The organism is Mesorhizobium sp. KACC 23794 (assembly GCF_052180275.1).
Taxonomy (GTDB): domain Bacteria; phylum Pseudomonadota; class Alphaproteobacteria; order Rhizobiales; family Rhizobiaceae; genus Kumtagia.
Genome location: NZ_CP197465.1, coordinates 1134047 through 1160343, shown reverse-complemented (window position 1 = coordinate 1160343; position 26297 = coordinate 1134047). Strand labels below are relative to the sequence as shown.

Genomic DNA, 26297 nt, shown 5'->3' with positions numbered 1-26297 from the left:
AGCCATTTTCCCTTCGGCTCGTGCGTGGAGCGCCCGCGGCAAAGCCGCGAGCGTCGAATTCAGGAAATCGAGATATCCAGCCTAGCGCAGCAGGTAGCCGCCGACCGCGCAAACCAGAATGAAAAGGATGAGCGCGGAGAAGAAGCCGCCGCCGGCAAAAAAACCGAAGGCCATGGCGATGAGCAGCGCCGCGCAAATCAGCGAACCGAATTTCGCAAGAGACACGAACATCGAATAGGTATGCTCGTGTTCGGCATAGTCCATCTGGGCGCCCATCTCGAGCGGTCCGGTCGGGGTGTGGTCGGCCATGCGGGTCCCTCCGAAAGTCGTATTTTGGCACATAGCGAAATCATGACGCGAGGGCAATGGTTCGATTGGCCATGCGGCTGCGACAAGAGCGACGCAATTTTCTTGAAAATCGAACGCCATCCCAAAAATCCCGCAATCGCCTGCCCTCTTCGCACGGGCATCGCAGGGGGGGTGGAATGCGGTTCATGCGCACGGTAGTGGCGGCCGGCGGTTTTTGCGTGGCCGGTTTTTTGGCGCCGCCTGCCTCCCATGGCGAAGAACCGACCCGACGCTTCACCATCGGCGGCCTTCACCTCGACCTCGACCCGACGCAATGGACGGTCGAGCAGAACGGCGAAGGCTGGGCGATCCGCGGCGACAAGGTCCATATCGATGTCGTCATGCATCCCGGCGCGGCGGCCCTGTGTTCGCCGGCGGCGATGTCGGAGCGCGCCCGGCTTTTCCATTCCCACGCCTGGGAATTCCAGGAGGCGACGATAGAACGGCATGGCCGTCAACTCCATGTCGCGACCCTGGACATGGGCTGCCGCAACTGGACCGGCTCGCCCGTCTTCGCCTGTACCGCCCATGCCGGCAACATCTACACATTCACCGCCGACGCGGGAGGCTGCCGGGAGACGCCGCCAATGTACGACGGATATGTGCTGGAGGCGCTGGAGACACTGTCGGCGCAGTAGACGCGGCCGGTTCGGGTTCTTTCAAATTCCTTCCGCATTCTGTACGATCTGACGGTCGCCCGCGCGATGGAATGGGCCATGGCTGAGACGCTTCCGGAAAGATGACCGTCGACGAGTTCTTCGACTGGCAGCAGCGCCAGGACAGGAATCACAAACTGGTCGATGGCGTGCCGGTACTTCATCGCCGACCGCCGTCAGGCTCTCCCGCCGAGCACGCATCGGTCTATGCGAGACTGCTGCGGTCCGTCCATGAACGTGGCTCGAATCTGCCGTTCGAGCATGATGGGTGCAGGACGGTGAGATTTCCAACAGCTTCGGCTGTCGTGCATGTGATCTCGCCTTGGCAACTCGACTACGACGCGTTCAAGGAAATATCCGGCGATGTGTTCTGGAGTGACACACCGTGCGTCTTGATCGATGCCGAGCATCCGCGGGCGTCAACATGGAAGACGGTCGGAGGAGCCCGTTCTTCACACGAGCTACGCGGCCTGGACACTCTCGTCGAACTTCCTGAAGCTGGGATCAGATTCACTCTCCGTGACCTATACTAGCAACCGGTACTTTTGCCGATCCGTTGATCGCATGCCGGCATCGCAAGCTAGCCTTCAAACGCTGGGGCAAATCCGAGCGTTCCGCTTGATGCGATCCCGCGTAAAACAAGCCGCTGAACATACCTTGTATCGAGGTCCCGGTACTTCAACTGCCCGTCGCTTTGGAAGCCGATGCGACTATAGATGTCGGGATTGCCTATGAGGGCACAGCCCGTCGCGCCCCGATCATTCAGCAAATTCAGTCCCCTTGCAATCAACGCTTTGCCGATGCCCTGCCGCTGCCGCCCCGGCCGGACCGAAATCGGGCCGAGGCCAAACCAGCCGTCATGCGAGCCATCGATCGTAATCGGCGAAAAGGCGACATGCCCAAGGATCTCGCCGCCTTCCTCGGCGACGAGCGAAATCGTCAGGTCGCCTGCCGCGCGCAACCTTTGAACGATGTCGGCTTCGGTGCCGTCGCTGAAGGCCATCGGCTTGAACGCGGCCAAGGTGAGGTCGTGAATTGCATCGGCATCTGCCGCCGTTTCGTGTCGGATGAGCATCGCCAACTTCTCTGACGCGGCGGCCTCGCAGACGCCGCGCTTTACGACAGCCACCGCTTCCGGCGCTTGTAGTGCTTCACGTCGCGGAACGATTTCCGTCCCTCGCCGCCGACGCCGAGGTAGAATTCCTTGACGTCCTCGTTCTGCCTGAGCGCCGAGGCCGCGCCGTCGAGCACGATGCGGCCGGATTCGAGAATGTAGCCGTATTTGGCGTAGCGCAGCGCGATGTTGGTGTTCTGCTCGGCGAGCAGGAAGGAGACGCCCTGCTCCTCGTTGAGTTTTCGCACGATCTCGAAAATCTCCTCGACCAGTTGCGGCGCCAACCCCATGGAAGGCTCGTCGAGCAGGATCATTTTTGGCCGGCTCATCAGCGCCCGGCCGATCGCCGTCATCTGCTGCTCGCCGCCCGACGTGTAGCCCGCCTGGCTGGCGCGCCGCACTTTCAGCCGCGGGAAATACTCGTAGACGAGGTCGAGATCGGCGCGGATCGCGGCATTGCCGTCGCGCCGCGTGAAGGCGCCGGTCAAGAGATTGTCCTCGACAGACAGATGGCCGAAGCAATGGCGGCCCTCCATCACCTGGATGCAGCCGCGCCGCACCAGTTCGTTGGGCGAACGGGCCTGCACCTGTTCGCCCTCGAAGACAATCGTGCCCTTGGTCACCTCGCCGCGCTCGCCATGCAGCAGGTTGGAGATCGCCTTCAGCGTCGTCGTCTTGCCCGCGCCGTTGGCCCCCAGCAGCGCCGTGATGCCGCCGGCCGGCACCGACAGCGACACGCCCTTCAGCACCAGGATGACATGGTCGTAGATCACCTCGATGTTGTTCACCGAGAGGATGGGGGTCGATGACGCAGGAGGCGGATAGGCCATGCGGGCTCCGAGGTTCCCCTCCCCCTTGAGGGGAGGGTGCCGAGCGTAGCGAGGCGGGAGGGGTCCTCGCGGCAGTATGAGAGGCAAAAGAACGTCGAGCACTGCCGCAACGACCCCTCCCGGCCCTGCGGGCCACCCTCCCCTCAAGGGGGAGGGAGACGCTTCACTTGCAAGCCTCGTTCACCGGCCAAGGCGCGTTGGACTCGGCGTATTTCTTCGCCCCTTCCAGCACCAGCGGCTCGATCATGGCCTGGTCCGCTTCAAGCAGGTCCGAGACTTTTACGAACTTCGCGCCGTCCCATTGCAGCATCCAGCCTCCCGAATGGCCGGAATGATTGCCGCAGGAAGTCGAGAACGGCGGCACCATGCCTTCCATGCCGATTTCCTTCAGATAGGCCTCGTCAAGCTTCAAATTCTCGAGTCCCCAGCGCAGTTGCTCGGCGTTCACCACCTTGGTGTCGAAATGTTTCTGCGCCGCCTTGATGCCCTCGACCACGAACATCGAGATCACCACGCCGCGCTGATAGAAGACATAGTCGAATTCTTCCCGCGGCAGCAGCGAATTGCCCGCCTCGACCACCAGCTGCTTGATGTCCTTCATCACCTTGGAGTCCGAGACAGGATAGCTCCAGGAGATCGAGCGGTAGCCTTTTCCCGCCTCGCCGATGGTCTTCAAATCGGCATCGCTGCCCGACCACCAGATGCCGACGAACTTGTCCATCGGGAACTTCGTCTTGGCGGCCTCGGCCAGCGCGCCGGCGTTCATCGCGCCCCAGCCCCACATCAGCACGAAATCGGGCCGCTCGCGGCGGATCTGCAGCCACTGCGCCGACTGGTTCTGCATCTCCTTCAGCCCGACCGGGATCGGCAGCAGCGTAAACCCGTACTTTTCCGCATAGGCATGCAGCAACGGGATCGGCTCCTTGCCGTAGGGCGCGTCGAGGTGCAGCAGCACGATCTTCTTCCCCTTCAGGCTTTCCAGATTCCCCTCGGAAACGTTCTTCAGGATCATCGAGGCACCGTCCCAGTAGCTGGCCGGCGGATTGAACGCCCACTGGAACACCTTTCCGTCGGCCATCGGCGAGAAACCGTAGCCGGGCGCCAGGATCGGCACCTTGTCGACATTGGTCTTCGGCAGCACCTGCAGCGTGATGCCGGTCGACCAGGGCTGGGTGACGATCGAACTCGTCTTGGTCTTCTCGTAGCACTCGGCGCCCTTCTCGGTGTTGTAGCCGGTCTCGCACTCGTCATATTTCAGCTTGACGCCGCCGACGCCGCCGTCCCGCTCGTTGAGCATGGTGATGTAGTCGCGCTGCCCGTTCATCAGCGGCGTGCCGGTCGCGGCGAACGGCCCGGTCCGGTAGGACAGGTTGGTGACGTTGATGGTGTCCTCGGCGAAGGACTGCCCGGCCAGCGTCAGCCCGGCAATAAGGCCTGCCGCCAGCAAGGTCTTGGAAATCAGGCGTGTCATGCGGTTCCTCCAGTTTCGTTTCTCGTTCACGCCGGCAGGTGACCCCGCCGCCCAAGCGGCCCGGCGGCCGCTATTCTCCTCACATTAGTGCGGAAAAGGCCACATGATGAGCTTTTCCCGGATGATTGCCCAGAAGCGCGCCAGCCCATGCGGCTCGACAATCAGAAACAGGATGATCAGCCCGCCGATGGTCATGGTGTTCAGGTGCTCGACCATCGCCGAACTCAGCGGCAGGCCGACCGCCGCCGGCAGCGTGCCGATGATCACCGGCAGCGCGACGATCAGGATCGCGCCGAGATAGTTGCCGAGCACCGAGCCCAGCCCGCCGATGATGGCGATGAACAGCACGCGGAAGGACAGCGGAATGTCGAAGGCCACCGGCTCGGCGGCGCCGCGCCACAGGAACACGAACAGCGCGCCGGCCACCCCGACGATATAGGACGACACGGCGAAAGCCGACAGTTTCGCCTTCATCAGATTGATGCCGACCAGTTCGGCGGCGATGTCCATGTCGCGCACCGCCTTCCACATCCGCCCGATACGGCCGCGCGTGATGTTGATCGCCAGAAAGGTGATCAATGCAACGATGACCAGCACGACGTAATATTGCACGACCGCGGTCGCGTTCGGTCCGGCCACCGGATGGCCGAACACCGAAATGGTCGGCACCTGGATCGAGCCGGACGAATTGTCGTTGTAGAGCCACGACCATTTCTCGAACAGCCAGACCAGGAAGAACTGCGCGGCGAGCGTCGCGATGGCGAGGTAAAACCCCTTGATCCGGAGCGACGGCAGGCCGAAGGCGACGCCGATCGCCGCCGAGAAAAAACCCGACAGCAGGATCGCCACGATCAGGTTGAGGTCTGGAAAGATCGTCGTCAGCTTGTAGCAGGCATAGGCGCCGACGCCCATGAAAGCTCCCGTGCCGAGCGACAGTTGCCCGGCATAGCCGGTGAGGATGTTCAGCCCGAGCGCCGCCAGCGCATAGATCAGCACCGGCGTCAGCAGCGCGCGGAACACGAATTCGTTGGCCGTCATCGGGAAGACAGCGAAGGCGAGCAACAGGATGAAGCCCAGCAGCCATGCATCCTGGCGGACCGGGAACAGCGCGTGGTCGGCGCGGTAGGACGTCTTGAACTGGCCGGCGGTGCGGTAGAGCATCAGAACGACCGCCTCCGGAGTTTGATCGCGCAGACGCCCGCAACCATCAGCGCTGTTGCAGAGCAAATGGCGCAAAAGATGATGATGTCGATTGCATCGCCTTCTTGAGCCGATCCGGGGCCACGGTCCACCATATCGGAATAGGCGACAAAGGCGATCATCGAAAAGAAGAGGGTCGTTAGCAGGCCAATAACAACGAGAGACCAATTCAGGAGTCTCATCCTCACACCCGCTCGATGATGCGTTCGCCGAACAGGCCCTGCGGCCTAAACAGCAGCACGATCAGCGCCAGCACGAAGGCGAACCAGGTCTCGGTGTTGCCACCCAGCAGCGGCTGGCCCCAGTAGATCTCGAACAGCTTTTCCAGCACGCCGATGGCGATGCCGCCGATGATGGCGCCGGAGACGGATTCCAGCCCGCCCAGCATCAGCACCGGCAGCGCCTTGTAGGCGATGACCTCCAGCGCGAAGGACACGCCCGCACGGGCTCCCCAGACGATGCCCGTTGCAAGCGCGATGACGCCGGCGATGAACCACACCAGCACCCAGATGGTCGACAGCGAGATGCCGACCGACAGCGCCGCTTGGTGATCGTCGCCCAGCGCGCGGATGGCGCGCCCCATTTTCGACCGGTTGAGAAAGATGAGCAGCACCGCCACCAGCACCACCGCGCCGACCACGGCGGTCAGATCCTTCTGCTCGATCGACACGAACCCACCGAACGGCTCGAACGTAAAACTGCCGGTCGGGATATGGAGCTGCTCGGTGATCATCACCTTGTTCTCGCCGCCGAAAATGATCTCGCCGAAGCCGATCAGGAACAGCGTGATGCCTATAGTGGCCATGAACAGGATGATGTCGGGCTGGTTGACCAGCGGCCTGAGCACCACCCGCTCGATGGCGACGGCGAGCACGAACATGACGGCGAGCGTCAGCGGCACGGCCAGCAGCGCCGGCACGCCATGCTCGTGAAAGCCGATCAGGGTGAGCGCGGCGAACACCACCATGATGCCTTGCGCGAAGTTGAAGATGCGCGAGGATTTGTAGATCAGCACGAACCCCAGCGCGATCAGCGCATAAAGCACGCCGGCGACCAGCCCTTCCCACAGCACCTGCAGCAAAAAGTCCGGCGCGGCGATCATGTCCGCGAACGGTTTTAGGAAGATGGCGTTCAGGAGGTCCATGGTGTTCTCCCATGGTCATACCTCGCGCCGCCCACCCCCCTCTGTCCTGCCGGACATCTCCCCCTCGAGGGGGGAGATTGGCTGTGGCGACCTTGCCGCCCATTCATCAACGTCGGGGATCGGCGAAAGCGGAGACGACAGCCAATCTCCCCCCTTGAGGGGGACATGTCCGGCAGGACAGAGGGGGGTGTTGCGAGAAGCATCAATCCCTCACCCCGCCAGTTGCGGAAACAGCCCCAGCAACCCGACGATGATCAGATACAGCGCCACGATGTAGTTCAGCAGCCTTGGCACGATCAGGATCAGCACGCCGGCGATCAGCGAGATCAGCGGGGTGACGGCGATGGTGGTGATATCCATGGAAAACTCCTTTCAGTGCGCTACGCCGAGATAGGCGGCGATGACGGCCTGGTTTGACTTGACGGCATCGGGAACACCGTCGGCGATCTTCTTGCCGTAGTCGAGAACGACGACCCGGTCGGAAAGGTCCATGACCACGCCCATGTCGTGCTCGATCAGCGCAATCGTGGTGCCGCGCTGGCGGTTCACGTCGATGATGTAGCGGCTCATGTCCTCCTTCTCCTCGAGGTTCATGCCTGCCATCGGCTCGTCGAGCAGCAGCAGCGACGGCTCCATCGCCAGCGCCCGCCCGAGTTCCACCCGCTTCTGCAAGCCGTAGGGCAGCTTGCCGACAGGTGTGCGCCGGATGTGCTGGATTTCGAGGAAGTCGATGATCTCCTCGACTTTTTCGCGGTGCTCGATTTCTTCGCGCAGCGCCGGCCCGTGCCACAGCATTTGCCAAAACAGGTTTTTGTTCATATGCACCGAGCGGCCGGCCATGATGTTGTCGAGCGTCGACATGCCCTTGAACAGCGCGACGTTCTGGAAGGTGCGGGCGATGCCCTGGCGAACCGCGTGATGCGGCTTCATCGCCCGCCGCGTCTTTCCCCGAAAGACGATCTCGCCCTTCTGCGGCGTATAAAACCCGTTGATGACGTTGAGCATCGACGTTTTTCCCGCGCCGTTCGGCCCGATGATCGCCCTGATTTCGCCCTTTCGGATGTCGAAGGAAATATCGGTGATCGCTTTCACACCGCCGAAGGACAGCGAGACGTTGCGAACGTCCATGAGGAGGCCGCCAGGGGCGATGCCCTCGTTCGGTGGCGTCGGCGCGGTCTCCTTTGTCGCCCCGCTCATTCGGCCGCCTCGCGTTTCAGCGCGTATCGGGCCAGCCGCTGCGCAAGCGTTCCCGTATGCAGTTCGAACAGGTGGTTGTCCTCGTCGTAAAAATAGAGCGAGCGGCCCTCGCCTTCCACGCGCGGCCGCGGCGGGCGCAGATCGAGGCCGAGCCGCCCGATCCGTTCGGCGTAGGCATCGAAGTCGCTGTCGTCGATCTTGAACGCCACGTGATTGTAGCTGCGGGCCGGAAGCGCCTCTCCCTCCATGATCGCGATCCACAGATCGCCGATCAGGAAGAACTTTTCCCGGGACAGGGAAAAGGTGTCGCCGCCGCTCGAATACACTTGCTCCGCGCCCAGCACCTCGGTCAGGATCCGCGACATGCGGTCGAGGTTCCTGACCACGAAGGTCATGTGGGAGAGACCTTCGACCACTACGCCGCCTCCGCTGCTGGCTGGACCGCCGGATAAGTCTTCGCCTCCGCGATCTTCACCGTGGCGCTGATGCGGCCTTTTCGCCCGTCCTCGTAGGTTACCTCCGTGTCCACGAACTTTTCGGCCGACCCGTCGTACAACGCCTCGACCAGCGGCCGGTAGCGCTCGGACACGAAGGCTCGGCGCACCTTCTGCGTGCGCGTCAGCTCGCCGTCGTCGGCGTCGAGTTCCTTGTGCAGGATGAGGAAGCGTTTGATCTGCGCGCCCGCCATCACCGGCTCGCGCGACAGCCGCCGGTTGGTCTCGTCGACATGGCCGGCGATGATCTTGCAGACGTCAGGATGCCCGGCCAGTTCCTGGTAGGAGGCATAGGCGATGTTGTTGCGTTCGGCCCAGTTGCCGACCGCCTGCAGGTCGATGTTCAAAAACACGCCGACGAAGTCGTGCCCGTGGCCGAAAGCCACCGCCTCCTTGATGTTCGGGAAAAACTTCAGCGTGTTCTCGATGTATTTCGGCGCGAACAGCGCGCCCGAATTCAGCTTGCCGACGTCCTTGGCCCGGTCGATGATCTTCAGCTGGCCGGCGGCATCGAAGAAGCCGGCGTCGCCGGTCTTCACGTAGCCGTCGTCGGTGACGGTTTCGGCGGTCGTCTCCTGCTGCTTGAAATAGCCGGAAAACTGGCCGGGCGAACGGAACTGCACCTCGCCGGCATCGGTGATGCGGATGTCCACGTTCGGCGCCGCCGGCCCAACCGTGTCGGCGCGCACCGCGCTGTCGTTCTGGCAGGTCACGTAGAGGAACGCCTCCGTCTGCCCGTAGAGCTGCTTCAAATTGATGCCGAGCGAACGGAAAAAGGAAAAAAGGTCCTGGCCGATCGCCTCGCCCGCCGTATAGGCGACGCGGATGTTTGAGAGCCCAAGCACATTGCGCAGCGGCTGGTAGATCAGGAATTTTCCGAGCGCATAGTCGAGCCTGGCCGGCAGCGGCACCGGCCGGCCTTCCAGGATAGCCTCGCCATGCCTGGCGGCCACGCCGATCCAGCGCCGATACATCCAGCGTTTCAGCCGGCCGGCGTCCTCCATGCGGATGGTGACGCTGGTCAAGAGCTGCTCGAAGACGCGCGGCGGCGCGAAATAGAAGGTCGGCGCGATCTCGCGCAGATCCTGCGCCACCGTCTCGCTGCTCTCCGGGCAGTTCATGCAGAAGCCGGAGACATAGCCCTGCGCATAGTTGAGATAATGGTCGCCGACCCAAGCGAGCGGCAGGTAGGCGAGCACGCTGTCGGCTTCGCTCAGCCGGTCGAAGGCAGCGGTGTCGCGCGCCGCATTGACCGAACCGCGCGCCGGGATCATGACGCCCTTGGAACGGCCGGTCGTGCCTGAGGTGTAGAGCATCACCGACGTGTCGTCGCCGGACGCACCGCGAATTCCCTCCTCCCATGCCTTGCCGCTTTGAGTATCGGCGGCAAGCACGGCCGCACCACGCTCCTGCACGCTCTCGAACGAATGCAGCATCGGCTGGCGGTAGTTCGTCAGCCCGCGCGGTTCGTCATAGATAATCGCGCCGAGCGACGGGATGCGCTCGATCGTGCCAAAAATCTTGTCGACCTGCTCCTGGTCCTGCACCACGGCGAAGCGCGCGCCGGCATGGTCGAGCACATAGGCCATCTCGTCGGCCACCGCGTCGCCATAGACCGGCACCGGTATCGCGCCGAGCGACTGAGCGGCGGTGAAAGTCCAGTAGAGACGCGGCCGATTCGAGCCGATGATGGCGATGTTGTCGCCCTTGCGCAGGCTCAGCGCCTCCAGTCCAAGTGCGAATTTGCGGATCTCGTCGCGTTGCTGCGCCCAGCTCCAGCTCTGCCAGATGCCGAGATCCTTGTGGCGCATGGCCGGCTTGTCGCCGAAGCGAACGGCGTTCAGCAGCAGATATTTCGGAAACGTATCGAGGTCTGAGGCGGCGGCGGAGGCCGTCGATGCCATGACCATGCTCCTCCCGGTCCGCTTTGCGCGTTGTCGGGCCATAGTGCCGATAGCGGCGGCCAATGCAACACGACATTAGCCTAATATCGGGAGGGCATCGGGAATTTCGTTCGCCGGCCAGCCGGCAAACGGCATCAGGCGACGTCGCGGATATATTTCGCCGTCGGCAGGATGGTCAGCGGTGCAAGCTCTCCCCGGTTCGGCTTGGCGAACAGCATGCGCTGCTCCATCGGTGTCGACTTGAAGAACGGGTAGCGCGTGAACGACCGCTCGCGGATCGCCGCGACCGTGGCGCGATAGAGCACGACCGGATAGTTCAGGCCGGGATAATCGCGCAACTCGCCGATCTGCTCGGACCGGTAGATGCGCTTGTAGAAGCCGACATGCTCTTCCTTGATGGTCGACAGGCAATAGGGCGCCTGGAAATGGAAGCACGCCATGCCCGCCAGCCTGAGCGTCAGGTAGGGTATCTGCGGATAGACCCGCGACCATTCCGGATCGGCCGCGAAGCGGCTGGGGTCGATGAAGGTGTCGCCCGCGGCCAGCAGCGGCCGCAATATGTCGCCATACACCATCATCGACGGCGAAAGCGGCACCTTGCCGCTGACATGATGGATGCGAAGCGTGCTGACCAGCGTGCCGTCCACATAGATGCCGAACTTGTAGCAGTTCGGGGTCTCGTCGAGCGGGTCGTGGATCATCTGGCCGGGAATGTCCGACACCATGTCGGAGAGACGGTAGGATTTATAGCGAAGCCGGTAGATGTCTTCGAGATCCTCGCCCTTGTCGCAGCGCCGGTATTCCGTACGTTCGAGAAGCTCCGAGACCTTCCTCGAGAACTCCGAGATTTCAGGCACACCGGTGACTTCGGCACCGGCCGCAGCGCCCAGTGCGTATCGCATGTCCGTCATTTCATGGCCCCTAGCCCCGCCAGAATGAGGGTGAACCGCGGCAGTTCAGGTGTAAAGGTGAAAACTGTACACGTCGTGTTTACCAAGCGTTAACCTTAAGAAAAAGTTAACAAAATCGTTAATTGGCCGTCGCCACCCCCAAAAGGACGGGCGTGCAACACCCGACGAGCCTCGGCCTTATTCGCCAGGGAGTGGGAATCAGCGGCGCGACTTGCGCTGCGTGGCGGGTTTGTCCGGTGCGAACGGCCAGACGGTGGTCGACATCGTCTCGATGCCAGCGGCCGACAGCGCGGAACCGAACAGGAAACCCTGCAGCAGGTCGGGTTTCACCTCGTTCGCCAGGATTCTGAGCTGTTCGAAGGTCTCCACACCTTCGATCGTGACCGCAAGCCCCAGCGGCCGCGACAGATTGACGATGCCCTTGAGCAGTTCCAGCGAACGCGGGTTGCGTGTCACGTCGAGCAGGAAGCTGCGGTCGATCTTGATCTTGTCGAGCGGCAGCGTGTGGAGGTAGCTCAGGCTGGAGTAGCCAGTGCCGAAATCGTCCAGCGCGATGCGCACGCCGATCTGTCGCATCTCCTCGATGAAGTTGCGGGTCAGCGCCTTGTCGTCGAGCAGCGCGGTCTCCGTGACCTCGATCTCCAGCCGCTGCGGCGACAGGCCGGCGGCAACCAGCGCGTCGCGCACCTTCTCGACGATGTCGCGGTTGCGGAAATCGCGTGCCGAAAGATTGACCGACACACCGATCGGCTCCGGCCATTTCGCGCACTCGCGGCAGGCCGAATCCAGCATGAAGGCGCTTATTTCCGAGATGATGCCCATCTCCTCGGCCAGCGGTATGAAGATGCCGGGCGAGATCGGGCCGAGGTCGGGATGGTCCCAGCGGCAGAGCGCCTCGCAGCTGGCGATCCGCATCGTGCTCATCGCCACGATCGGCTGGTACACGACACGCAGCGACCGCGTCTCGATCGCGGTCCTGAGGTCGGCCTTCATCAGTTGCCGGTTGCGGAAGGCTGCATCCATCGCCGACTCGAACAGCCGCCAGTCGTTCTTGCCGAGTTCCTTCGCCTTGTAGAGCGCCAGGTCGGCCTTGACGATCATCGCGTCGACGTCGGTATCCTTCACCCGCGACAGCACGGCGCCGCCGCTGACCTGCACGCGCAGCGCATGGCCCGCGACGTCGACTTCTCCCTGCAGACCAGCGAAGATACGGTCGAGCATCGACGCCAGATGGCTCTCGTCCTCGACCTGGTCGAAGAACACCATGAATTCGTCGCCGCCGAAGCGGCTGACCTTGGTGGTCTCGCTGGCGAAAGCCGCCAGCTTTTCGGCAACCGCGTAGATCAGGCCGTCGCCGATCGGATGTCCCAGCGTGTCGTTGACGCTCTTGAAGTCGTCGAGGTCGAGCACCGAGATGGCGCAGAGCCGGCTGCGATCCCCGCCGGCAAGCGCCTCGGCGACGATCTCGTGGAAGTAGGCGCGGTTGGGCAGGCCGGTGAGGCTGTCGTAGCGCGCCATCGATCGGATCTTCTCCTCCGCCTCGACGCGCGCCGTCACGTCCTCGAAGGTGATGACGCCCAGTTCCTGGCTGCCTTCGCGCGCCGAGAATTCATAGTGCTGGCCGTTGGTGAACGACACCAGGACCTTGCGGTTGCGGCCTTCGCTCAGCGCCCGCGTCAATTGCGCCTCGACGAAGCGGCAGTCCTTGGCGTCGAGCAGGCCGCCGGCAACGCCGCGCATCAGCAGCGAATGGATCGAACGGCCGAGCAGCGCTTCCGTGGTCTTGAGCGACATCAGATGCGCCGCCTCGGCGTTGGCGACGACCACCTTGCCGTCCGGCCCCAGCATCACCAGGCCGTGCGACATGGTGTTCAGCGCCCGGTTGAAGCGTTGCGCAAGGCTGTCGGCCTTGCGCTGCTCGGAGAGAGCCTTGAACAGCACGTCTCGCACCAGATCGGCGAAGCGCTTGATGGCGAAGAAGAACGGCACCGAAAGCGTACCGAGGATCACGTGATAGACGTCGCCGCGCAAGATGAAGCCCAGCGAGATCGGCCAGGTCATGGTCATGATGAAGATCATGACCATGCGTGGCGAACCGTAGTTGCGGCCGGAGATCGAGGTCGCAGAGGCGAGCGTCACCGACACCGCGGCGATCTCGGCGAAATTGTCATGCGCCAGATAGATGCCGACGAAGCAGAAGAGCCCCAGCATCAGGCCGTGCATGGAGCCGTAGAGGATGTAGTCGTTCTCGCGCCGTCGTGCCTCGTCCCAATCCTTGGGCGGCGGCGCGTTGCGGTATTTGCTCATGTTGCCGAGCCGCAGCACGGCGACGGCCATCAACCCGGCGGCGACATAGAGGTAGAGCTGATTGTCGGTTTTCCAGTAGCAAAGGAAGACAAGCAGGGTCTGCGCCGCGAATCCAATGGACAGCGTAAGACCGTCGCGGAAAAGCGTTTCCACGAACGGTATGTAGACGTCGACCGAATAATCGCTCTTTCGCCTGATTGACACGCCGCGTTCCCGGCCCTGATGCGCCCCAACCAGTGGCACAATCCGCTTAAGAAAGGCTTAGGCGAGCACGATCCGTCGCAGGGCAGGAAAATTATAGAAATATAAAAGCTGCCTCGAAATCCGCGCAGAAACGGCGGAAAAGCCAGGAACTGAACGCCAAGGTGGCGTGGCTGGACTGCCCGCTACTCTGCCGCGCGCACCATCGGTTCGGCTTCCGGCTGGTCGAGCCACGCAAGCAGCCGGTCGCGCTCGGCATCGGCCTTCGCGACACTCGCCTGCTTGACGTGGCCGTAGCCGCGAATCAGCTGCGGCAGGGAGGCGAGCGCCACGGCCGCCTCGATGCGGCGCGGCTCCAGGACGGACAGGATACGATCCGTATCCTCCTCGTAACGCTTGAGCAGCATGCGCTCCATCCGCCGCTCGTCGGTATAGGAGAACGGATCGAACGCCGTCCCGCGCACCCCGCGCAATGCAGCAAGGACCCTGAACCCCTTCATCATCCAGCCGGAGAATCTGGATTTGAGCGGTTTGCCGTCGGGGTCGCGGCGCCCGAGGATCGGCGGGGCGAGGTGGAATTCGAGCCGGTCGAAACTCTGGAACTCCTGGCTCAACTGCCGCTGGAACGAGCCATCGGTATAGAGCCGCGCCACCTCGTACTCGTCCTTGACTGCCATCAGCTTGAACAGGCTGCGAGCGACGGCTTGCGTCAACTCCGTTGAGCCCGGCACCGCCCTGGCCTCGGCGGCGCGGACGGCCGCAATTCGATCGACATAACGCTTCGCATAGGCGGCGTTCTGGTAGCCGGCGAGGAAAGCGGCGCGGCGCGAAATCACCTCGTCCAGCGACTGCGACGGCTCTGCGATCTGTGCAGCGCCCGCCCCGGCAGCAAGCTTGCGTACGAACTCCGGATCGTGCGCCGCCCGGCGGCCCCAGCGGAACGCCGCGACGTTCATCGCCACCGCCTCGCCGTTCAACTCGATCGCCCGCTCCACCGCTTCCGCCGACAGCGGCAGCGCGCCAGCCTGATGGCTGAAACCGAGCATGAACATGTTGGCGCCGATCGAATTGCCGAACAGCACGCTGGCGGCGCGTGTCGCGTCGAAGAAATGCGCCCGATCGTCACCGGCGGCCTTGCGGATCGCCCGCTTCAGCCGCTCGGTCGGCAGCGAGAAATCGGCCACGCGGGTAAAATCGCCCGGCATGATTTCGGCCGTGTTGGCCACGAAAACTGTGTGCCCCTCACGCACCGCTGCCAGCACTTTTCGCGAGCCGGAGACGACGAGGTCGCAGCCAAGGACCAGATCGGCCTTGCCGGCGGAAACCCGGATCGCGTGGATCTCTTCCGGCGTCTTCGCGATGCGCACATGAGTGAACACCGCGCCGCCCTTCTGGGCGAGCCCGGCCATGTCGATCATGCCGCAGCCTTTGCCCTCCAGATGCGCCGCCATGCCGAGGATGGCACCGATGGTGACGACGCCTGTGCCGCCGACCCCGTCGATGATCGCCGACCATCCGTCGTCGCCGAGCGCGAACGGCCGAGGTTCCGGCACGCCGTCGAGCGGATCAGTCGATCCCGCCAGACCTCCGGCTTTTCTGATCTTGGCCCCATGCACCGTCACGAAGGACGGGCAGAAGCCGTTGACGCAGGAGAAATCCTTGTTGCAGCTCGACTGGTCGATGCGCCGCTTGCGCCCGAACTCGGTCTCCACCGGCTGCACCGAAACGCAGTTCGACTTCACCCCGCAGTCGCCGCAGCCCTCGCACACCAGCTCGTTGATGATCACTCGCTTGTCCGGATCGGGGAACGTGCCGCGCTTACGCCGCCGGCGCTTTTCCGCCGCGCAGGTCTGGTCGTAGATGAGAACCGAGACGCCCCTGACCTCGCGCAACTCGCGCTGCACCCGGTCCATGTCGTCGCGGTGGTTGACCGTCGTACCCGTGGGAAAATTGGCCGGCCCGTATTTGTCCGGTTCGTCGCTCACGACCGCAATACGCTCGATGCCCTCGGCGCGCACCTGCTCGGCGATGGCGAACACCGTCAGCCCGCCCTCATGCGGCTGGCCGCCGGTCATTGCCACGGCGTCGTTGTAGAGGATTTTGTAGGTGATGTTGGCGCCCGACGCCTTTGCGAAGCGCATCGCCAGGCTGCCGGAATGGTTGTAGGTGCCGTCGCCGAGGTTCTGGAAGATGTGCTCGCGCGTCGTGAACGGCGCTTGGCCGACCCATTGCGCACCCTCGCCGCCCATCGCGGTGAAACCGGAAGTCGCGCGGTCCATCCACAGCGCCATGAAGTGACAGCCGATACCGGCCGCCGCCACCGATCCGTCCGGCACCTTGGTCGAGCTGTTGTGCGGACAGCCCGAGCAGAAATACGGCGTGCGCTGGCCGATGTCCTTAGTGTCGGCCAGCATCGCCTGGAACTGCCTGAGCCGCGAAGCGCGTGCCGCGACCTCTTCCGAATGACCGATGGTGCGCAGGATGCGCTCGGCCAGCGCAATGGCGATCTCGTTCGGGTCGAGCGCGCCCTTGGCCGGAAACAGCCAACTCCCGCGCTCGTCGGTCTTGCCGACGACCAGCGGCCGGTGGCTGGTGTTGTACAGCGCTTCCTTGACCTGCACCTCGATCAGCGAGCGCTTTTCCTCGACGACGACGATCGTCTCCAGCCCGTCGGCGAATTCGGCGATGTGCTCGAAATCGAGCGGCCACGGCGCGCCGACCTTGAACAGGCGGATGCCGAGCCGGTTGGCCGCCGCCTCGTCGATGCCGAGGTCGTCGAGCGCCTGGCGGACGTCGAGATAGCTCTTGCCGACGGTGATGATGCCGAGCTTCGCGCCACGCCCGCCCGAATAGACGATGCGGTTGATGCCGTTGACACGAATGAAGGCCGCCACCGCCGCGCGCTTGTATTCATGCAGCCGCGCTTCCTGCCCGAGCTGGTCGAGCTCGTTGCGGATGCCGATCCCGCCCGGCGGCATGTCGATCTCCGGCAGGACGATCTTCACCCGATCGAGCGAGGCATCGACCGAGGCCGTCGATTCGATGTTGTCCTTGACGCATTTGATCGCCGTCCAGGTGCTGGAGAACCGCGACAGCGCGTAACCGTAGAGCCCGTAGTCGATGACTTCCTGCACGCCGGCCGGATTGAGCACCGGGATCATCGCGTCGACGAAGGCAAACTCGGTCGCATGGGCGTTGGTGGACGATTCGGCCATATGGTCGTCGCCCATCAGCGCCAGCACGCCGCCATGCTTCGACGTGCCGGCCAGATTGGCGTGGCGGAACACGTCGCCGGAGCGGTCGACGCCCGGGCCCTTGCCGTACCATAGCCCGAACACCCCGTCGTGGCGGCCCTCGCCGCCAAGCTCGGCCTGCTGCGTACCCCAGCAGGCGGTCGCAGCCAGCTCCTCGTTGAGGCCGGGCTGGAAGACGATGCTGGCGTCGCCGAGCTGCTTGCGCGCCTTCCACAACTGCATGTCCAGCCCGCCGAGCGGCGACCCGCGATAGCCGGAAACGAATCCCGCCGTATTCAGGCCGACAAGCCTGTCCCGCTCACGCTGCATCAGAAGCATGCGCACGACGGCCTGGGCGCCGGACAGGAAGACGCGCTCCTTCGACAGGTCGAACTTGTCGTCGAGCGCGACGTCGTGAAGGGTCATGCGTTAATGCCTGTTGGGGCCGGGCGAAGAAGCCGACCCTCGTGGGTTCGTTGCGGCGGACTCTTTCGCTCCTTGAACCCCACGTCAAACAAATTTGCATGAACGCCCGGTAACATAGAGTCAGCGGACCTATCCTTGCCCCCTCGCCGGACACGGCGGCTTGCCGGCGCCGGGCAGTTTGCCGTCCGGATGCCCCGCAAGCTCTGGATTGGGCGAATAGAGCGGGCCGACGACCAGCGGCCTGTCCGGCAGCACGTCCTGATCCTCACTCGAGGTGATCGTCGTCTCGATGGTCTGCTTCGCCGTCCCGCCGGCATCGTCGATGCGGATCGAAACTGCATAGGGCCGATCCTTGACCACACAGCGCAGCGGCGGGCTGATGATCGTCGTCCTGTTGAATTTTGGCCAGATCTTCTCGCTTACGACGATCGGGGCACCACCGGCCGGATCCTCGAAACTGACCACCGCCGTCTCGCCCTCCGTCGGCGGCTTCACCGGCGCGATGTTCACCAGATAGGTCGCGGTGGCATTGCGGTAGTTGAACACGAAGATCTTGCCGTCGAGCCGGTAGTACTCGCCCTCGCCGCCGGTATCGCGGCAGGAGGCGACGGCGAGACCGGCCACCAGAAGGACAAGGACCCACAAAAGGCTGCGCAGGGCCGCGGTTTCGAATCGTTTGCGGCGGCCCCGGCGCTCGACGACGCCCCCCTCTGTCCTGCCGGACATCTCCCCCACAAGGGGGGAGATCGACGAGCAGCGATCGCCTGCGCCTGTCTTGCAACGTTGGCGATTGGCGACATCAGAGATGACGGCCAATCTCCCCCCAAGCGGGGGAGATGTCCGGCAGGACAGAGGGGGGCAACGTAGAGCGCCAGGATTGCCGACAGCCATCCGCGACCGCTCGACCAGTTCACGCATCGGCGTCCTCCAAGACCTTGCGCCGCCGATAATGCCTCTGCGCCTTCTGCCGGTTGCCGCACACCGTCATGTCACACCAGATGCGGCTGCGGTTGCGGCTTTCGTCGAGGAACAGCCAGCGGCAATTGGCGCAAATCCTGATCCGCTCTGCCCGCGCCGGCGGCAGCAGCGACAGCGCCGAGACCGACAGCGCCGCCTCGAAGGCAATCGGCGCGCCTGGCTCACCCGGCATCGGCCGCCCCTTCTCGATCCGCCCGTGCCCGACAAGGCCATCGGCGCAGGCGAATAGGAGCGTGGCAAGGTCGTCCGTTTCGACACCGCCATGCAGCACGCCGCGCCGGAACAGCCGGTCCGTCGCCTCACGGAGAGCCAGCACCTTCGGCCCCGCGGCCCGCGGATCGGCCACGACAAGCCGGCGAGATCCGAGTTCCGCCGCTCGCTGGACCGTCGCCGCCTCGGCGAAGCGGGCAATCTCCGCGACGTCCTCGAAACGATCGAACGAGCGCGCCGCATCCCCGCGAAGTACGACCGTGTTGGTCACATCAAGCGCCAGAGCGCCACCCGAGAAGCGATGCGGTGTCCACGAAACGGCCATGACCGATAATCTAACTGGTAAAAGCTGTTTGACAAGTTAGAATTGAAGTTACACTCTTCGCCGGCAGTCGCGCCAACCCGCGCGACCGGACCCGCGATGCTGTATTTCCTGCAACAACTGCTCAACGGCCTGCACATCGGCGCGATCTACGCGCTGCTGGCCTTCGGCTACGCGCTGATCAACGGCGTCCTGCACCGCACTAACCTCGCGCATGGCGCCATATTCGGCTTCGCCGGCCAGATCATGATCCTTGCCGCCGTGTTCGGATGGCAGGTCCTGTGGCTGACCTTGCCCGCGACGCTCCTGCTCGGCACGGTGGTGACGCTGGCCTATGGAGCCCTCGTCTCCGCCATCCTGGCCCGCAGCGTCTTCCAGCCTCTCGCCGACCGGTCCCCCAACACCATCGTGGCGGCGACGCTCGGCGTTTCGCTGGTGCTGATGGAAATGGTGCGCATCGCCGCCGACACCCGCGACTTCTGGCTGCCGCCGCTTCTCTCCGAGCCCATCGTCTTCGCCTCGGAAAACGGCTTCCGCCTGACGCTGACCGTGTTGCAGGTCATCAACTGCATCGTCGCCACATTGTTGCTGGCCGCCGCATCGCGAGCCATGGCGACAAGCCGCTTCGGCCGGGAATGGCGCGCCGTCAGCGACGACCCGCTCGCCGCCGCCTTTTGCGGCGTCGACACGAAAAAAGTGTTCCGCCAGGCGGTGGTCCTTGGCGGTCTCGCTGCCAGCGTCGCCGGCATCCTCGCCGCGCTCTATTACGGCAACATCGGCTTCGGCAGCGGCTTGATCTTCGGCCTGAAGATCCTGTTCGTCACCGCCGTCGGCGGCTATCTCTCGCCGGCCCGCGCCGCGCTCGGCGGCGCCGCTTTCGGCATCGCCGAATCGCTGTGGTCCGGTTATTTCCCGATCGAATGGCGGGACGGCTGGATGCTGGGCCTGCTGGTCGCGCTGCTGGTGCTCAGGCCGGAGCGCGCGCAGCCGGACAGGGTTGGCGCGCCGGGTTGATCCCCGACACAGCCTAAGACATTCGTCGAATAGCGCCCGTCCCGATGCGTTCTTCCGCGAGGGAAGTGGCACAATCGCCACGCTCATCTGCGCCATTCCATGTTGACGGCACACGGTCGCCGTCCTACCGATGCGGGTAGCCACCAGCGCGCCAAAAAGTCGTGGGGAGAACACAGGCGCGCCGGATCGACCAGGAGGACGTCTTGCAAGCGGCTTTGGCTGTGACCAGCGTGATCGACGAATTGAACCGTCGCATCGGCATCGTTGCGATCTACCTCGTGCTCTTCGCGTCGCTCGTCAGCGCGTTCAACGCGCTGCTGCGCTACAGCGTCACGACACTGGTCAGCCTCGAACGCTATACCGGCGGCGGCGGCGTTTTCGGCAGCATCCTCGACATCTACGGCCGCAACTCGAATTCGCTGTCCGAATCGCAGTGGTACATGTTTGCCGGCATGGTGATGCTGGGTGGAGCCTGGACGCTGAAGGTCAACGAGCATGTTCGCGTCGACCTGGTCTACGGCTGGGTCAGCGAGCGCACCCGCAGCTGGATCGACCTGCTCGGCGGCATCTTCTTCCTGCTGCCGATGTGCGTGATGATGATCTACTTCACCTGGCCCTGGTTCTGGCAGGCATGGGTCTCGGGAGAAGTCTCCTCCAATGCCGGCGGCCTGATCCGTTGGCCGGTGCGGCTGATGCTGCCTGTCGGCTTCGCGCTGATGGCGCTGCAGGGCATCTCCGAAATCATCAAATGCATCCTCTCGCTGACGACGGACTACGTGCGCGAGTTCGCCTACGAGAAGCCCCTGCAATGATCGATCTGCTGATCCACTACATAGCCCCGCTGATGTTCCTGGGGCTGATCTTCTTCATGGTGATCGGTTATCCCGCGGCGTTTTCGCTGGCGGCGGTGGGCCTGTTCTTCGGCTTCATCGCCATCGAGCTCGGGCTGATCGCGCCCGACTTCATGGGCAACCTCACCTACCAGTTGTTCTCCGTCGTCTCGAACGAATTGCTGCTGGCGATCCCCTTCTTCACCTTCATGGGTGTCATCCTCGAGCGCAGCGGCCTCGCCGAAGACCTGCTCGAAGGCTTTGGCCAGTTGTTCGGCGGCATGCGGGGCGGACTGTCCTATGCCGTCATCCTGGTCGGCGCGGTGCTTGGCGCCATAACCGGAACAGTTGCCGCCTCGGTCATCGCCATGGGCCTGATCTCGCTGCCCATCATGATGCGCTACGGCTACAATGTTCGCCACGCCACCGGCGTCATCGCCGCCTCCGGAACCATCACCCAGCTCATCCCGCCCTCGCTGGTGCTGATCGTGCTCGCCGACCAGTTGCAGCGTTCGCCCGGCGACATGTATATCGGCGCCACCGGGGCATCGATCGTCCAGGTGCTGCTGTTCATGGGCTGGGTCTTCATCCTCAGCATCATAAAGCCCGACTATGTGCCGGCGCTGCCGCCCGAAGCGCGCACGCTGCGTGGCTGGCCGCTGATCGCCAAATGCGCGCGCGGCATGATCCCGTCGCTGGCGCTGATCTTCATCGTGCTCGGCACGATCTTCATGGGCCTCGCCACGCCGACCGAAGCCGGCGCCATGGGCGTCGTCGGCGCGATGCTGCTCGCCTGGTTCAACGGGCGCTTGAAATGGAAACTGATTTACCAGGGCATGGACTCGACCATGCGCCTTACCGCCATGGTCGTGTGGATCCTGCTCGGCGCCCGTGTCTTCAGCCTCGTCTTCCAGGGCGTCGGCGGCGGTCACTGGCTGGAGGAAATGCTGACGGGCCTGCCCGGCGGCGTTGTCGGCTTCCTGATCTTCGTCAACATCTTCATTTTCATCCTGGCGTTTTTCCTCGATTTCTTCGAGATCGCCTTCATTGTCATCCCGCTGCTGGCGCCGGTGGCCGAGGCGCTCGGCATCAACCTGATCTGGTTCGGCGTCATGATCTGCGCCAACATGCAGACCAGCTTCATGCACCCGCCCTTCGGCTTCGCGCTGTTCTACCTGCGCGGCATCGCGCCACGCGCAACGGTGCTGACGAAGGACATCTATCTCGGCGCCATTCCGTGGCTCTGCCTGCAACTGATCCTTGTCGGCCTGCTGATCGCGTTCCCGGAAATGGTGACCTATTTCCTCGACACCGACGTCGTGCAGAACCTCGACAATTTCGAGGTTCCCGGCGCGCCGGGCAGCAGCGGCGACGGGCTGAGCGCGCCACCCGCCTTCGACCTGAACGCCGCCCCGAAGTTCTGACTCTGGCCTGCCGGCGACTGATGCCAGTGGCCGTTCGCCTTGAAGTCTGAGCCGCCCCTCATCCGCTTGTATTAAATGCAAAAAACCCCGGAGCTTGCGCTCCGGGGTCGCGTTTCGAACCTTAAAGCTGCAAGTCTACAGCTTGCCGCCGCGCTGCTGGATCATCATGAACGTGTCATAATTGTATTCCGCGATCTGCATGTTCAGATAATAATCCTTGCGGAACGCCTTGATCGACTCCCAGATCGTCTTGAAGGTCGGGTTGCCCGCCTCGATCTCGGCATAGACCTCGTTCGACTTCTCGAAGCAGGCTGCCAGGATTTCCGGGCTGAAGGGCTTCAGCTGCGCGCCATTGGCGACCAGTTTGCGGATCGCCGTCGGGTTGAGATAGTCGTACTTCTGCAGCATGTTGGCGTCCGCGGCCTGCGAAGCCGTGTGCAGCAGCGACTTGTAGGCGGGCGAGAGTTCTTCGTACTTGGCCTTGTTGAACATGAAGTGGACCGTCGGTCCGCCTTCCCACCAGCCCGGATAGTAGTAGAACGGCGCGACCTTCTGGAAGCCGAGCTTCTCGTCGTCATACGGGCCGACCCACTCGGCCGCGTCGATGGTGCCCTTCTCCAGCGCCTGGTAGATCTCGCCGCCGGCGATCTGCTGCGGGATGACGCCGAGCCGTTCCACCACCTTGCCGGCGAAGCCGCCGATGCGCATCTTCAGGCCCTGCAGATCGGCGACCGTGTTGATCTCCTTGCGGAACCAGCCGCCCATCTGTACGCCGGTGTTGCCGCCCGGCAGGCCGTAGAGGCCCTGCTTGCCGAGGAACTCGTTGAACAGGGCGATGCCGCCGCCATGGTAGTGCCAGGCGTTCATGCCGCGTGCGTTGAGCGCGAAGGGAACCGCCGCGCCCAGCGCCCACGTTGGGTCCTTGCCCCAGTAATAATATGCCACCGTGTGGCAGGCTTCGACCGTGCCGGCCGCCGCCGCGTTAGCCGCCTCAAGGCCGGGAACCAGTTCGCCGGCTGCAAAGACGTCGATGGTGAAATTGCCGTCGGTGGCTTCCGACAGGTATTTCGAAAGCGTCACCGCGCCGCCATAGATGGTGTCGAGCCCCTTCGGGAACGACGAGGTCAGCCGCCAGGTGACTTTCGGATTCGACTGCGCGATGGCAGGTGCGGCCAGCGCCGTTGCAGCGGCGACGCCGACGCCGGTTGCCCCGGCTTTCTTGAAGAACGAACGACGATCCATGAATTCCTCCGATCCGGATCTTGGGGGATGGTATCTAGGGTATCGGGAAAACAGTCAGGCCGATCCGAGAATGGCGGGCTTGCGAGACCGGCGCGCCGCGTACGTCTGGGTACACGAACACCGGAAGCGCAGAAACCGACATTTGCAAGCCAGCATTACCTGGAATCACGACATGCCCTAAAGGAAACTGTTGATTTTCCTCAGCTGTAGACTTCGCACAATACACGCGGTCGAAGCCGTGTCCAGCGCACGAAAGCCTCGAATCCGCGTCCGATGCGACAAATTCCGGATCGCTCCAAGCCGCCTGCGACTTTAGTTGCACGCTTCGCCGCCCCCCGGTTTCCGCCACATCGACGGCCCTTGGCAATCCGCCCTTCCATCGCCTATTTTATACGCAATCCTTCGACTGCCCACGAAAGCCCCAGCCGATGCAACCGCTCGTCGCCGTCTCCACCGATGTCCGCCAGTTCGACAATTACACCTGGCACGCGGCCCCGCAGCAGTATCTGGAAGCGGCGATCGCCGGCGCCGGCGTATTCCCCGTCCTTGTCCCCTCCTTCGGCGACCGGCTCGATCTCGACAGCCTGCTCGATTCGGTCGACGGCGTGATGATCACCGGTTCGAAGTCCAACGTGCATCCCTCGCTCTATGGCGGCGACGCCAGCGAGGCCAACGGCCCCTACGACCACGCCCGCGACGCCACCACCCTGCCGCTGATCCGCCGGGCGATCGAGCGCGGCGTACCGTTGCTCGCCATCTGCCGCGGCATCCAGGAGATGAACGTGGCGCTTGGCGGCACGCTCGCCACCGAATTGCAGGAGCGGCCCGGTTCGCTCGACCATCGCGCACCCGTCAGCGACAACCAGGACGAACGCTTCGCCATCCGCCAGACCGTGTCGATCAAGCCCGGCACCTGCCTTGCCGGCGTGTTCGGCGCCGGCGAGATTCTGGTCAATTCCGTGCACCGCCAGGGCGTGGGACAACTCGGCCCGCTGCTGCAGGTCGAGGCGGTCGCCGAGGACGGAACGGTCGAGGCGGTATCGGCCAGGGATGCGCGCGCCTTCGCCGTGGGCGTGCAGTGGCACCCGGAATACTGGGTGCACAGCGATTCCATTTCGGCGAAGGTTTTCCAGGCCTTCGGCGACGCGGTGCGCGGCCATGCGGCGGCAAAACTCGGGCTGCGGACGGCGGCGGAGTAGCAGTCTGGCGGATAACGCATCGATTGGAGCCGGAAGATGGCGGCTCGATGAGCAGATGGTCGGCACGAATCCGGTCTGCGGCCCCTTGGAAATCCCTCCGATTCAAGACAAGATCATCCCGCACTAGGTTGGCGGGGGAAGTCCTGATGGAAAACCACGAGCCGTTTTTGCATGAGGCGATTGCGCTCTCGAAATCGGCAGTGGAACACGGCAACGAGCCGTTCGGCTCGGTTCTGGTGAAGGACGGCGAAGTCATCCTGCGCGCCGAAAACAGCGTCTTCACCGGCCACGACATGACGAACCACGCCGAGATGAACCTGGTCAAACTGGCGGCGCAGCATTACGACACCGCGTTTCTCGCCGGCTGCACGCTCTACACCAGCACGGAACCGTGCGCGATGTGCTCAGGGGCGATTTACTGGTCGGGCATCGGGCGCATGGTGTTTGCGTGCTCGGAAACGCGGCTCGGCAAGATCGCCGGGATCGGGTTGAACGTGCCGAGCCGGGCGATATTACAAACCGGCGCGCGCACCGTCACGGTGGTCGGCCCGACGAACCTCGAAGACGCGGCCGCCGAAGTCCATCTGGATTTCTGGCCGAAGCATCTGGGCAAGGCCTAGAGCTCGATTTTCTCTTACTTTCGCGACGAGCTTTTCACCTGCGCCGTCTCCGGCACGCCGGTCAGCGGCTTTCCCTTGGAAAACCACGAGATCAGATTGTCGACGACTAGGTCGGCCATGGCGTTGCGCGTATGCACCGAGGCCGAGCCGACATGCGGCAGCAGCGTGGCGTTGGGCAGGTCGAGCAGCGCCTGCGGCACATGCGGCTCGCGCGCAAACACGTCGAGGCCGGCCGCCAAAATCGTACCGCCGGCGAGTGCTGCCGCCAGCGCCTCCTCGTCGACCGTGCTGCCGCGGCCGACATTGATGAACACGCCGTCCGGCCCAAGTGCCGAAAATACCGTGGCGCCGATCATCTTCTCCGTCGCCGCGCCGCCCGGCATGATCGAGATCAGCGTGTCGACCTCGCGCGCCAGCCCCTCCAGCGTGTCGAAATACGGATAGGCGAGACCGTCGACGGGCCGCCGGTTGTGATAGGCGATCGGCACGCCGAACCCTTCCAGCCGCCTGGCGATCGCCTTGCCGATCCGGCCCATGCCGAGGATGCCGATTTTTCGGCCGCGCAGCGTGGCGCGCGTCAGCGGATATGGCCCGTCCTTCACCCAGCGCCCGTCGCGCAGCCAGCGCTCGGCGCGTGAAAACTCGCGCAGCGTGTTGAGCAGCAGCCCGAGCGCCGTGTCGGCGACCTCCTCGGTGAGCACATCCGGCGTATTGGTGACCATTACGCCGCGCGTCGCCGCATGTTTTGCATCGACGCCGTCATAGCCGACGCCGAAATTCGCGATGATTTCCACATTCGGCAGCGCATCGATGAACGCCGCATTCGCGCCCGCCACGCTGGCGACGCCGCGCACCGAAGCGCGAAGCTGGTCAGTAATCAGCGCGGCATCGGGCCGCTCGATGCGGACAAGGCGGAACGTGTCGCCCAGCCGCGCCAATGCGCGCTCATGCATGCCGCCAGGAACAAGGATCGTCACATCGGAAAGCGGCTCGGCCATGGTCGGGTCCTGCGGAAGGTTTTG

Annotated in this window: 25 protein-coding genes; 7 read left to right on the top strand and 18 right to left on the bottom strand. The window is 63.8% G+C overall.

The window, feature by feature from the left end:
* Positions 1-81: 81 nt before the first annotated feature.
* A complete protein-coding gene (locus tag ACSBOB_RS05840) occupies positions 82-309 on the bottom strand; it encodes an aa3-type cytochrome c oxidase subunit IV (protein ID WP_442581513.1) in 228 nt (75 codons plus the stop codon).
* Positions 310-485: 176 nt separating this feature from the next.
* On the opposite strand from ACSBOB_RS05840, the gene ACSBOB_RS05835 reads away from it, so the two are divergent.
* Both ACSBOB_RS05835 and ACSBOB_RS05830 read left to right on the top strand, forming a co-directional pair.
* Complete coding sequence (locus ACSBOB_RS05835; protein WP_442581512.1) at positions 486-986, top strand: hypothetical protein; 501 nt, start codon at positions 486-488, stop codon at positions 984-986.
* Positions 987-1087: 101 nt separating this feature from the next.
* A complete protein-coding gene (locus tag ACSBOB_RS05830) occupies positions 1088-1537 on the top strand; it encodes a hypothetical protein (RefSeq protein ID WP_442581511.1) in 450 nt (149 codons plus the stop codon).
* 47 nt (positions 1538-1584) lie between these two features.
* Here the strand turns inward: ACSBOB_RS05830 and ACSBOB_RS05825 are convergent, their stop codons facing one another.
* From ACSBOB_RS05825 to ACSBOB_RS05755, 15 genes are all read right to left on the bottom strand, one after another.
* Positions 1585-2079, bottom strand: a complete 495-nt coding sequence (locus ACSBOB_RS05825) for a GNAT family N-acetyltransferase (RefSeq protein WP_442581510.1) — start codon at positions 2077-2079, stop codon at positions 1585-1587.
* A 41-nt stretch (positions 2080-2120) separates the two neighbouring features.
* A complete protein-coding gene (locus ACSBOB_RS05820; RefSeq protein WP_442581509.1) occupies positions 2121-2948 on the bottom strand; it encodes an ABC transporter ATP-binding protein in 828 nt (275 codons plus the stop codon).
* Positions 2949-3111: 163 nt separating this feature from the next.
* Entirely contained in the window at positions 3112-4419 is a 1308-nt protein-coding gene (locus ACSBOB_RS05815; protein ID WP_442581508.1) for an ABC transporter substrate-binding protein, read from the bottom strand.
* Positions 4420-4503: 84 nt separating this feature from the next.
* Complete coding sequence (locus tag ACSBOB_RS05810; RefSeq protein WP_442581507.1) at positions 4504-5580, bottom strand: branched-chain amino acid ABC transporter permease; 1077 nt, start codon at positions 5578-5580, stop codon at positions 4504-4506.
* Positions 5580-5801 (bottom strand): hypothetical protein, encoded by a 222-nt coding sequence (locus tag ACSBOB_RS05805; protein ID WP_442581506.1) that lies wholly within the window; start codon positions 5799-5801, stop codon positions 5580-5582. Before ACSBOB_RS05805 ends, ACSBOB_RS05810 begins: the two co-directional genes overlap by 1 nt.
* A gap of 2 nt (positions 5802-5803) precedes the next feature.
* Positions 5804-6763: a branched-chain amino acid ABC transporter permease gene (locus tag ACSBOB_RS05800; RefSeq protein ID WP_442581505.1), complete on the bottom strand. Its 960-nt coding sequence runs from the start codon at positions 6761-6763 to the stop codon at positions 5804-5806.
* Between the two features lie 210 nt (positions 6764-6973).
* Complete coding sequence (locus tag ACSBOB_RS05795; RefSeq protein ID WP_442581504.1) at positions 6974-7123, bottom strand: DUF3096 domain-containing protein; 150 nt, start codon at positions 7121-7123, stop codon at positions 6974-6976.
* Positions 7124-7135: 12 nt separating this feature from the next.
* Positions 7136-7891 carry an ABC transporter ATP-binding protein gene (locus tag ACSBOB_RS05790; protein WP_442583651.1) on the bottom strand — a complete coding sequence of 252 codons (756 nt, stop codon included), beginning with the start codon at positions 7889-7891 and terminating at the stop codon, positions 7136-7138.
* A gap of 65 nt (positions 7892-7956) precedes the next feature.
* Positions 7957-8376, bottom strand: a complete 420-nt coding sequence (gene fosX, locus ACSBOB_RS05785) for a FosX/FosE/FosI family fosfomycin resistance hydrolase (RefSeq protein ID WP_442581503.1) — start codon at positions 8374-8376, stop codon at positions 7957-7959.
* On the bottom strand, positions 8376-10358 hold the full coding sequence (locus tag ACSBOB_RS05780) for an AMP-binding protein (protein ID WP_442581502.1): 1983 nt from the start codon (positions 10356-10358) through the stop codon (positions 8376-8378). Before ACSBOB_RS05780 ends, fosX begins: the two co-directional genes overlap by 1 nt.
* A 134-nt stretch (positions 10359-10492) precedes the next feature.
* Positions 10493-11260 (bottom strand): N-acyl amino acid synthase FeeM domain-containing protein, encoded by a 768-nt coding sequence (locus tag ACSBOB_RS05775; RefSeq protein WP_442583650.1) that lies wholly within the window; start codon positions 11258-11260, stop codon positions 10493-10495.
* 207 nt (positions 11261-11467) lie between these two features.
* A complete protein-coding gene (locus ACSBOB_RS05770) occupies positions 11468-13780 on the bottom strand; it encodes a putative bifunctional diguanylate cyclase/phosphodiesterase (RefSeq protein WP_442581501.1) in 2313 nt (770 codons plus the stop codon).
* Positions 13781-13962: 182 nt separating this feature from the next.
* Complete coding sequence (locus ACSBOB_RS05765) at positions 13963-17436, bottom strand: indolepyruvate ferredoxin oxidoreductase family protein (RefSeq protein WP_442581500.1); 3474 nt, start codon at positions 17434-17436, stop codon at positions 13963-13965.
* A 129-nt stretch (positions 17437-17565) separates the two neighbouring features.
* Positions 17566-18162: a hypothetical protein gene (locus ACSBOB_RS05760; RefSeq protein WP_442581499.1), complete on the bottom strand. Its 597-nt coding sequence runs from the start codon at positions 18160-18162 to the stop codon at positions 17566-17568.
* 184 nt (positions 18163-18346) lie between these two features.
* Complete coding sequence (locus ACSBOB_RS05755) at positions 18347-18949, bottom strand: CGNR zinc finger domain-containing protein (protein ID WP_442581498.1); 603 nt, start codon at positions 18947-18949, stop codon at positions 18347-18349.
* 96 nt (positions 18950-19045) lie between these two features.
* On the opposite strand from ACSBOB_RS05755, the gene ACSBOB_RS05750 reads away from it, so the two are divergent.
* The 3 genes from ACSBOB_RS05750 to ACSBOB_RS05740 all read left to right on the top strand — a co-directional run bounded on the left by ACSBOB_RS05750 (position 19046) and on the right by ACSBOB_RS05740 (position 22214).
* Positions 19046-19960 (top strand): branched-chain amino acid ABC transporter permease, encoded by a 915-nt coding sequence (locus ACSBOB_RS05750; protein WP_442581497.1) that lies wholly within the window; start codon positions 19046-19048, stop codon positions 19958-19960.
* Between the two features lie 203 nt (positions 19961-20163).
* Complete coding sequence (locus ACSBOB_RS05745) at positions 20164-20772, top strand: TRAP transporter small permease subunit (RefSeq protein ID WP_442581496.1); 609 nt, start codon at positions 20164-20166, stop codon at positions 20770-20772.
* A complete protein-coding gene (locus ACSBOB_RS05740; protein WP_442581495.1) occupies positions 20769-22214 on the top strand; it encodes a TRAP transporter large permease in 1446 nt (481 codons plus the stop codon). The genes ACSBOB_RS05745 and ACSBOB_RS05740 overlap by 4 nt, the downstream gene beginning before the upstream one ends.
* A 135-nt stretch (positions 22215-22349) precedes the next feature.
* Here the strand turns inward: ACSBOB_RS05740 and ACSBOB_RS05735 are convergent, their stop codons facing one another.
* Complete coding sequence (locus tag ACSBOB_RS05735) at positions 22350-23456, bottom strand: TRAP transporter substrate-binding protein (RefSeq protein ID WP_442581494.1); 1107 nt, start codon at positions 23454-23456, stop codon at positions 22350-22352.
* A gap of 428 nt (positions 23457-23884) precedes the next feature.
* On the opposite strand from ACSBOB_RS05735, the gene ACSBOB_RS05730 reads away from it, so the two are divergent.
* Together ACSBOB_RS05730 and ACSBOB_RS05725 are read left to right on the top strand one after the other, a co-directional pair.
* The gene (locus tag ACSBOB_RS05730; protein WP_442581493.1) at positions 23885-24655 is read left to right on the top strand and encodes a gamma-glutamyl-gamma-aminobutyrate hydrolase family protein; all 771 of its coding nucleotides are present in this window, start codon (positions 23885-23887) and stop codon (positions 24653-24655) included.
* Positions 24656-24801: 146 nt separating this feature from the next.
* Entirely contained in the window at positions 24802-25275 is a 474-nt protein-coding gene (locus tag ACSBOB_RS05725; protein ID WP_442581492.1) for a nucleoside deaminase, read from the top strand.
* 14 nt (positions 25276-25289) lie between these two features.
* Here the strand turns inward: ACSBOB_RS05725 and ACSBOB_RS05720 are convergent, their stop codons facing one another.
* Positions 25290-26273: a 2-hydroxyacid dehydrogenase gene (locus tag ACSBOB_RS05720; protein ID WP_442581491.1), complete on the bottom strand. Its 984-nt coding sequence runs from the start codon at positions 26271-26273 to the stop codon at positions 25290-25292.
* Between the last annotated feature and the right edge of the window lie 24 nt (positions 26274-26297).

Coding starts and splice junctions, on each gene's coding strand:
- ACSBOB_RS05840 (WP_442581513.1), bottom strand. CDS start 309: ATGGCCGACCACACCCCGACCGGACCGCTCGAGATGGGCGCCCAGATG.
- ACSBOB_RS05835 (WP_442581512.1), top strand. CDS start 486: ATGCGGTTCATGCGCACGGTAGTGGCGGCCGGCGGTTTTTGCGTGGCC.
- ACSBOB_RS05830 (WP_442581511.1), top strand. CDS start 1,088: ATGACCGTCGACGAGTTCTTCGACTGGCAGCAGCGCCAGGACAGGAAT.
- ACSBOB_RS05825 (WP_442581510.1), bottom strand. CDS start 2,079: ATGCTCATCCGACACGAAACGGCGGCAGATGCCGATGCAATTCACGAC.
- ACSBOB_RS05820 (WP_442581509.1), bottom strand. CDS start 2,948: ATGGCCTATCCGCCTCCTGCGTCATCGACCCCCATCCTCTCGGTGAAC.
- ACSBOB_RS05815 (WP_442581508.1), bottom strand. CDS start 4,419: ATGACACGCCTGATTTCCAAGACCTTGCTGGCGGCAGGCCTTATTGCC.
- ACSBOB_RS05810 (WP_442581507.1), bottom strand. CDS start 5,580: ATGCTCTACCGCACCGCCGGCCAGTTCAAGACGTCCTACCGCGCCGAC.
- ACSBOB_RS05805 (WP_442581506.1), bottom strand. CDS start 5,801: ATGAGACTCCTGAATTGGTCTCTCGTTGTTATTGGCCTGCTAACGACC.
- ACSBOB_RS05800 (WP_442581505.1), bottom strand. CDS start 6,763: ATGGACCTCCTGAACGCCATCTTCCTAAAACCGTTCGCGGACATGATC.
- ACSBOB_RS05795 (WP_442581504.1), bottom strand. CDS start 7,123: ATGGATATCACCACCATCGCCGTCACCCCGCTGATCTCGCTGATCGCC.
- ACSBOB_RS05790 (WP_442583651.1), bottom strand. CDS start 7,891: ATGGACGTTCGCAACGTCTCGCTGTCCTTCGGCGGTGTGAAAGCGATC.
- ACSBOB_RS05780 (WP_442581502.1), bottom strand. CDS start 10,358: ATGGCATCGACGGCCTCCGCCGCCGCCTCAGACCTCGATACGTTTCCG.
- ACSBOB_RS05775 (WP_442583650.1), bottom strand. CDS start 11,260: ATGCGATACGCACTGGGCGCTGCGGCCGGTGCCGAAGTCACCGGTGTG.
- ACSBOB_RS05765 (WP_442581500.1), bottom strand. CDS start 17,436: ATGACCCTTCACGACGTCGCGCTCGACGACAAGTTCGACCTGTCGAAG.
- ACSBOB_RS05760 (WP_442581499.1), bottom strand. CDS start 18,162: ATGTCCGGCAGGACAGAGGGGGGCGTCGTCGAGCGCCGGGGCCGCCGC.
- ACSBOB_RS05755 (WP_442581498.1), bottom strand. CDS start 18,949: ATGGCCGTTTCGTGGACACCGCATCGCTTCTCGGGTGGCGCTCTGGCG.
- ACSBOB_RS05750 (WP_442581497.1), top strand. CDS start 19,046: ATGCTGTATTTCCTGCAACAACTGCTCAACGGCCTGCACATCGGCGCG.
- ACSBOB_RS05740 (WP_442581495.1), top strand. CDS start 20,769: ATGATCGATCTGCTGATCCACTACATAGCCCCGCTGATGTTCCTGGGG.
- ACSBOB_RS05735 (WP_442581494.1), bottom strand. CDS start 23,456: ATGGATCGTCGTTCGTTCTTCAAGAAAGCCGGGGCAACCGGCGTCGGC.
- ACSBOB_RS05730 (WP_442581493.1), top strand. CDS start 23,885: ATGCAACCGCTCGTCGCCGTCTCCACCGATGTCCGCCAGTTCGACAAT.
- ACSBOB_RS05725 (WP_442581492.1), top strand. CDS start 24,802: ATGGAAAACCACGAGCCGTTTTTGCATGAGGCGATTGCGCTCTCGAAA.
- ACSBOB_RS05720 (WP_442581491.1), bottom strand. CDS start 26,273: ATGGCCGAGCCGCTTTCCGATGTGACGATCCTTGTTCCTGGCGGCATG.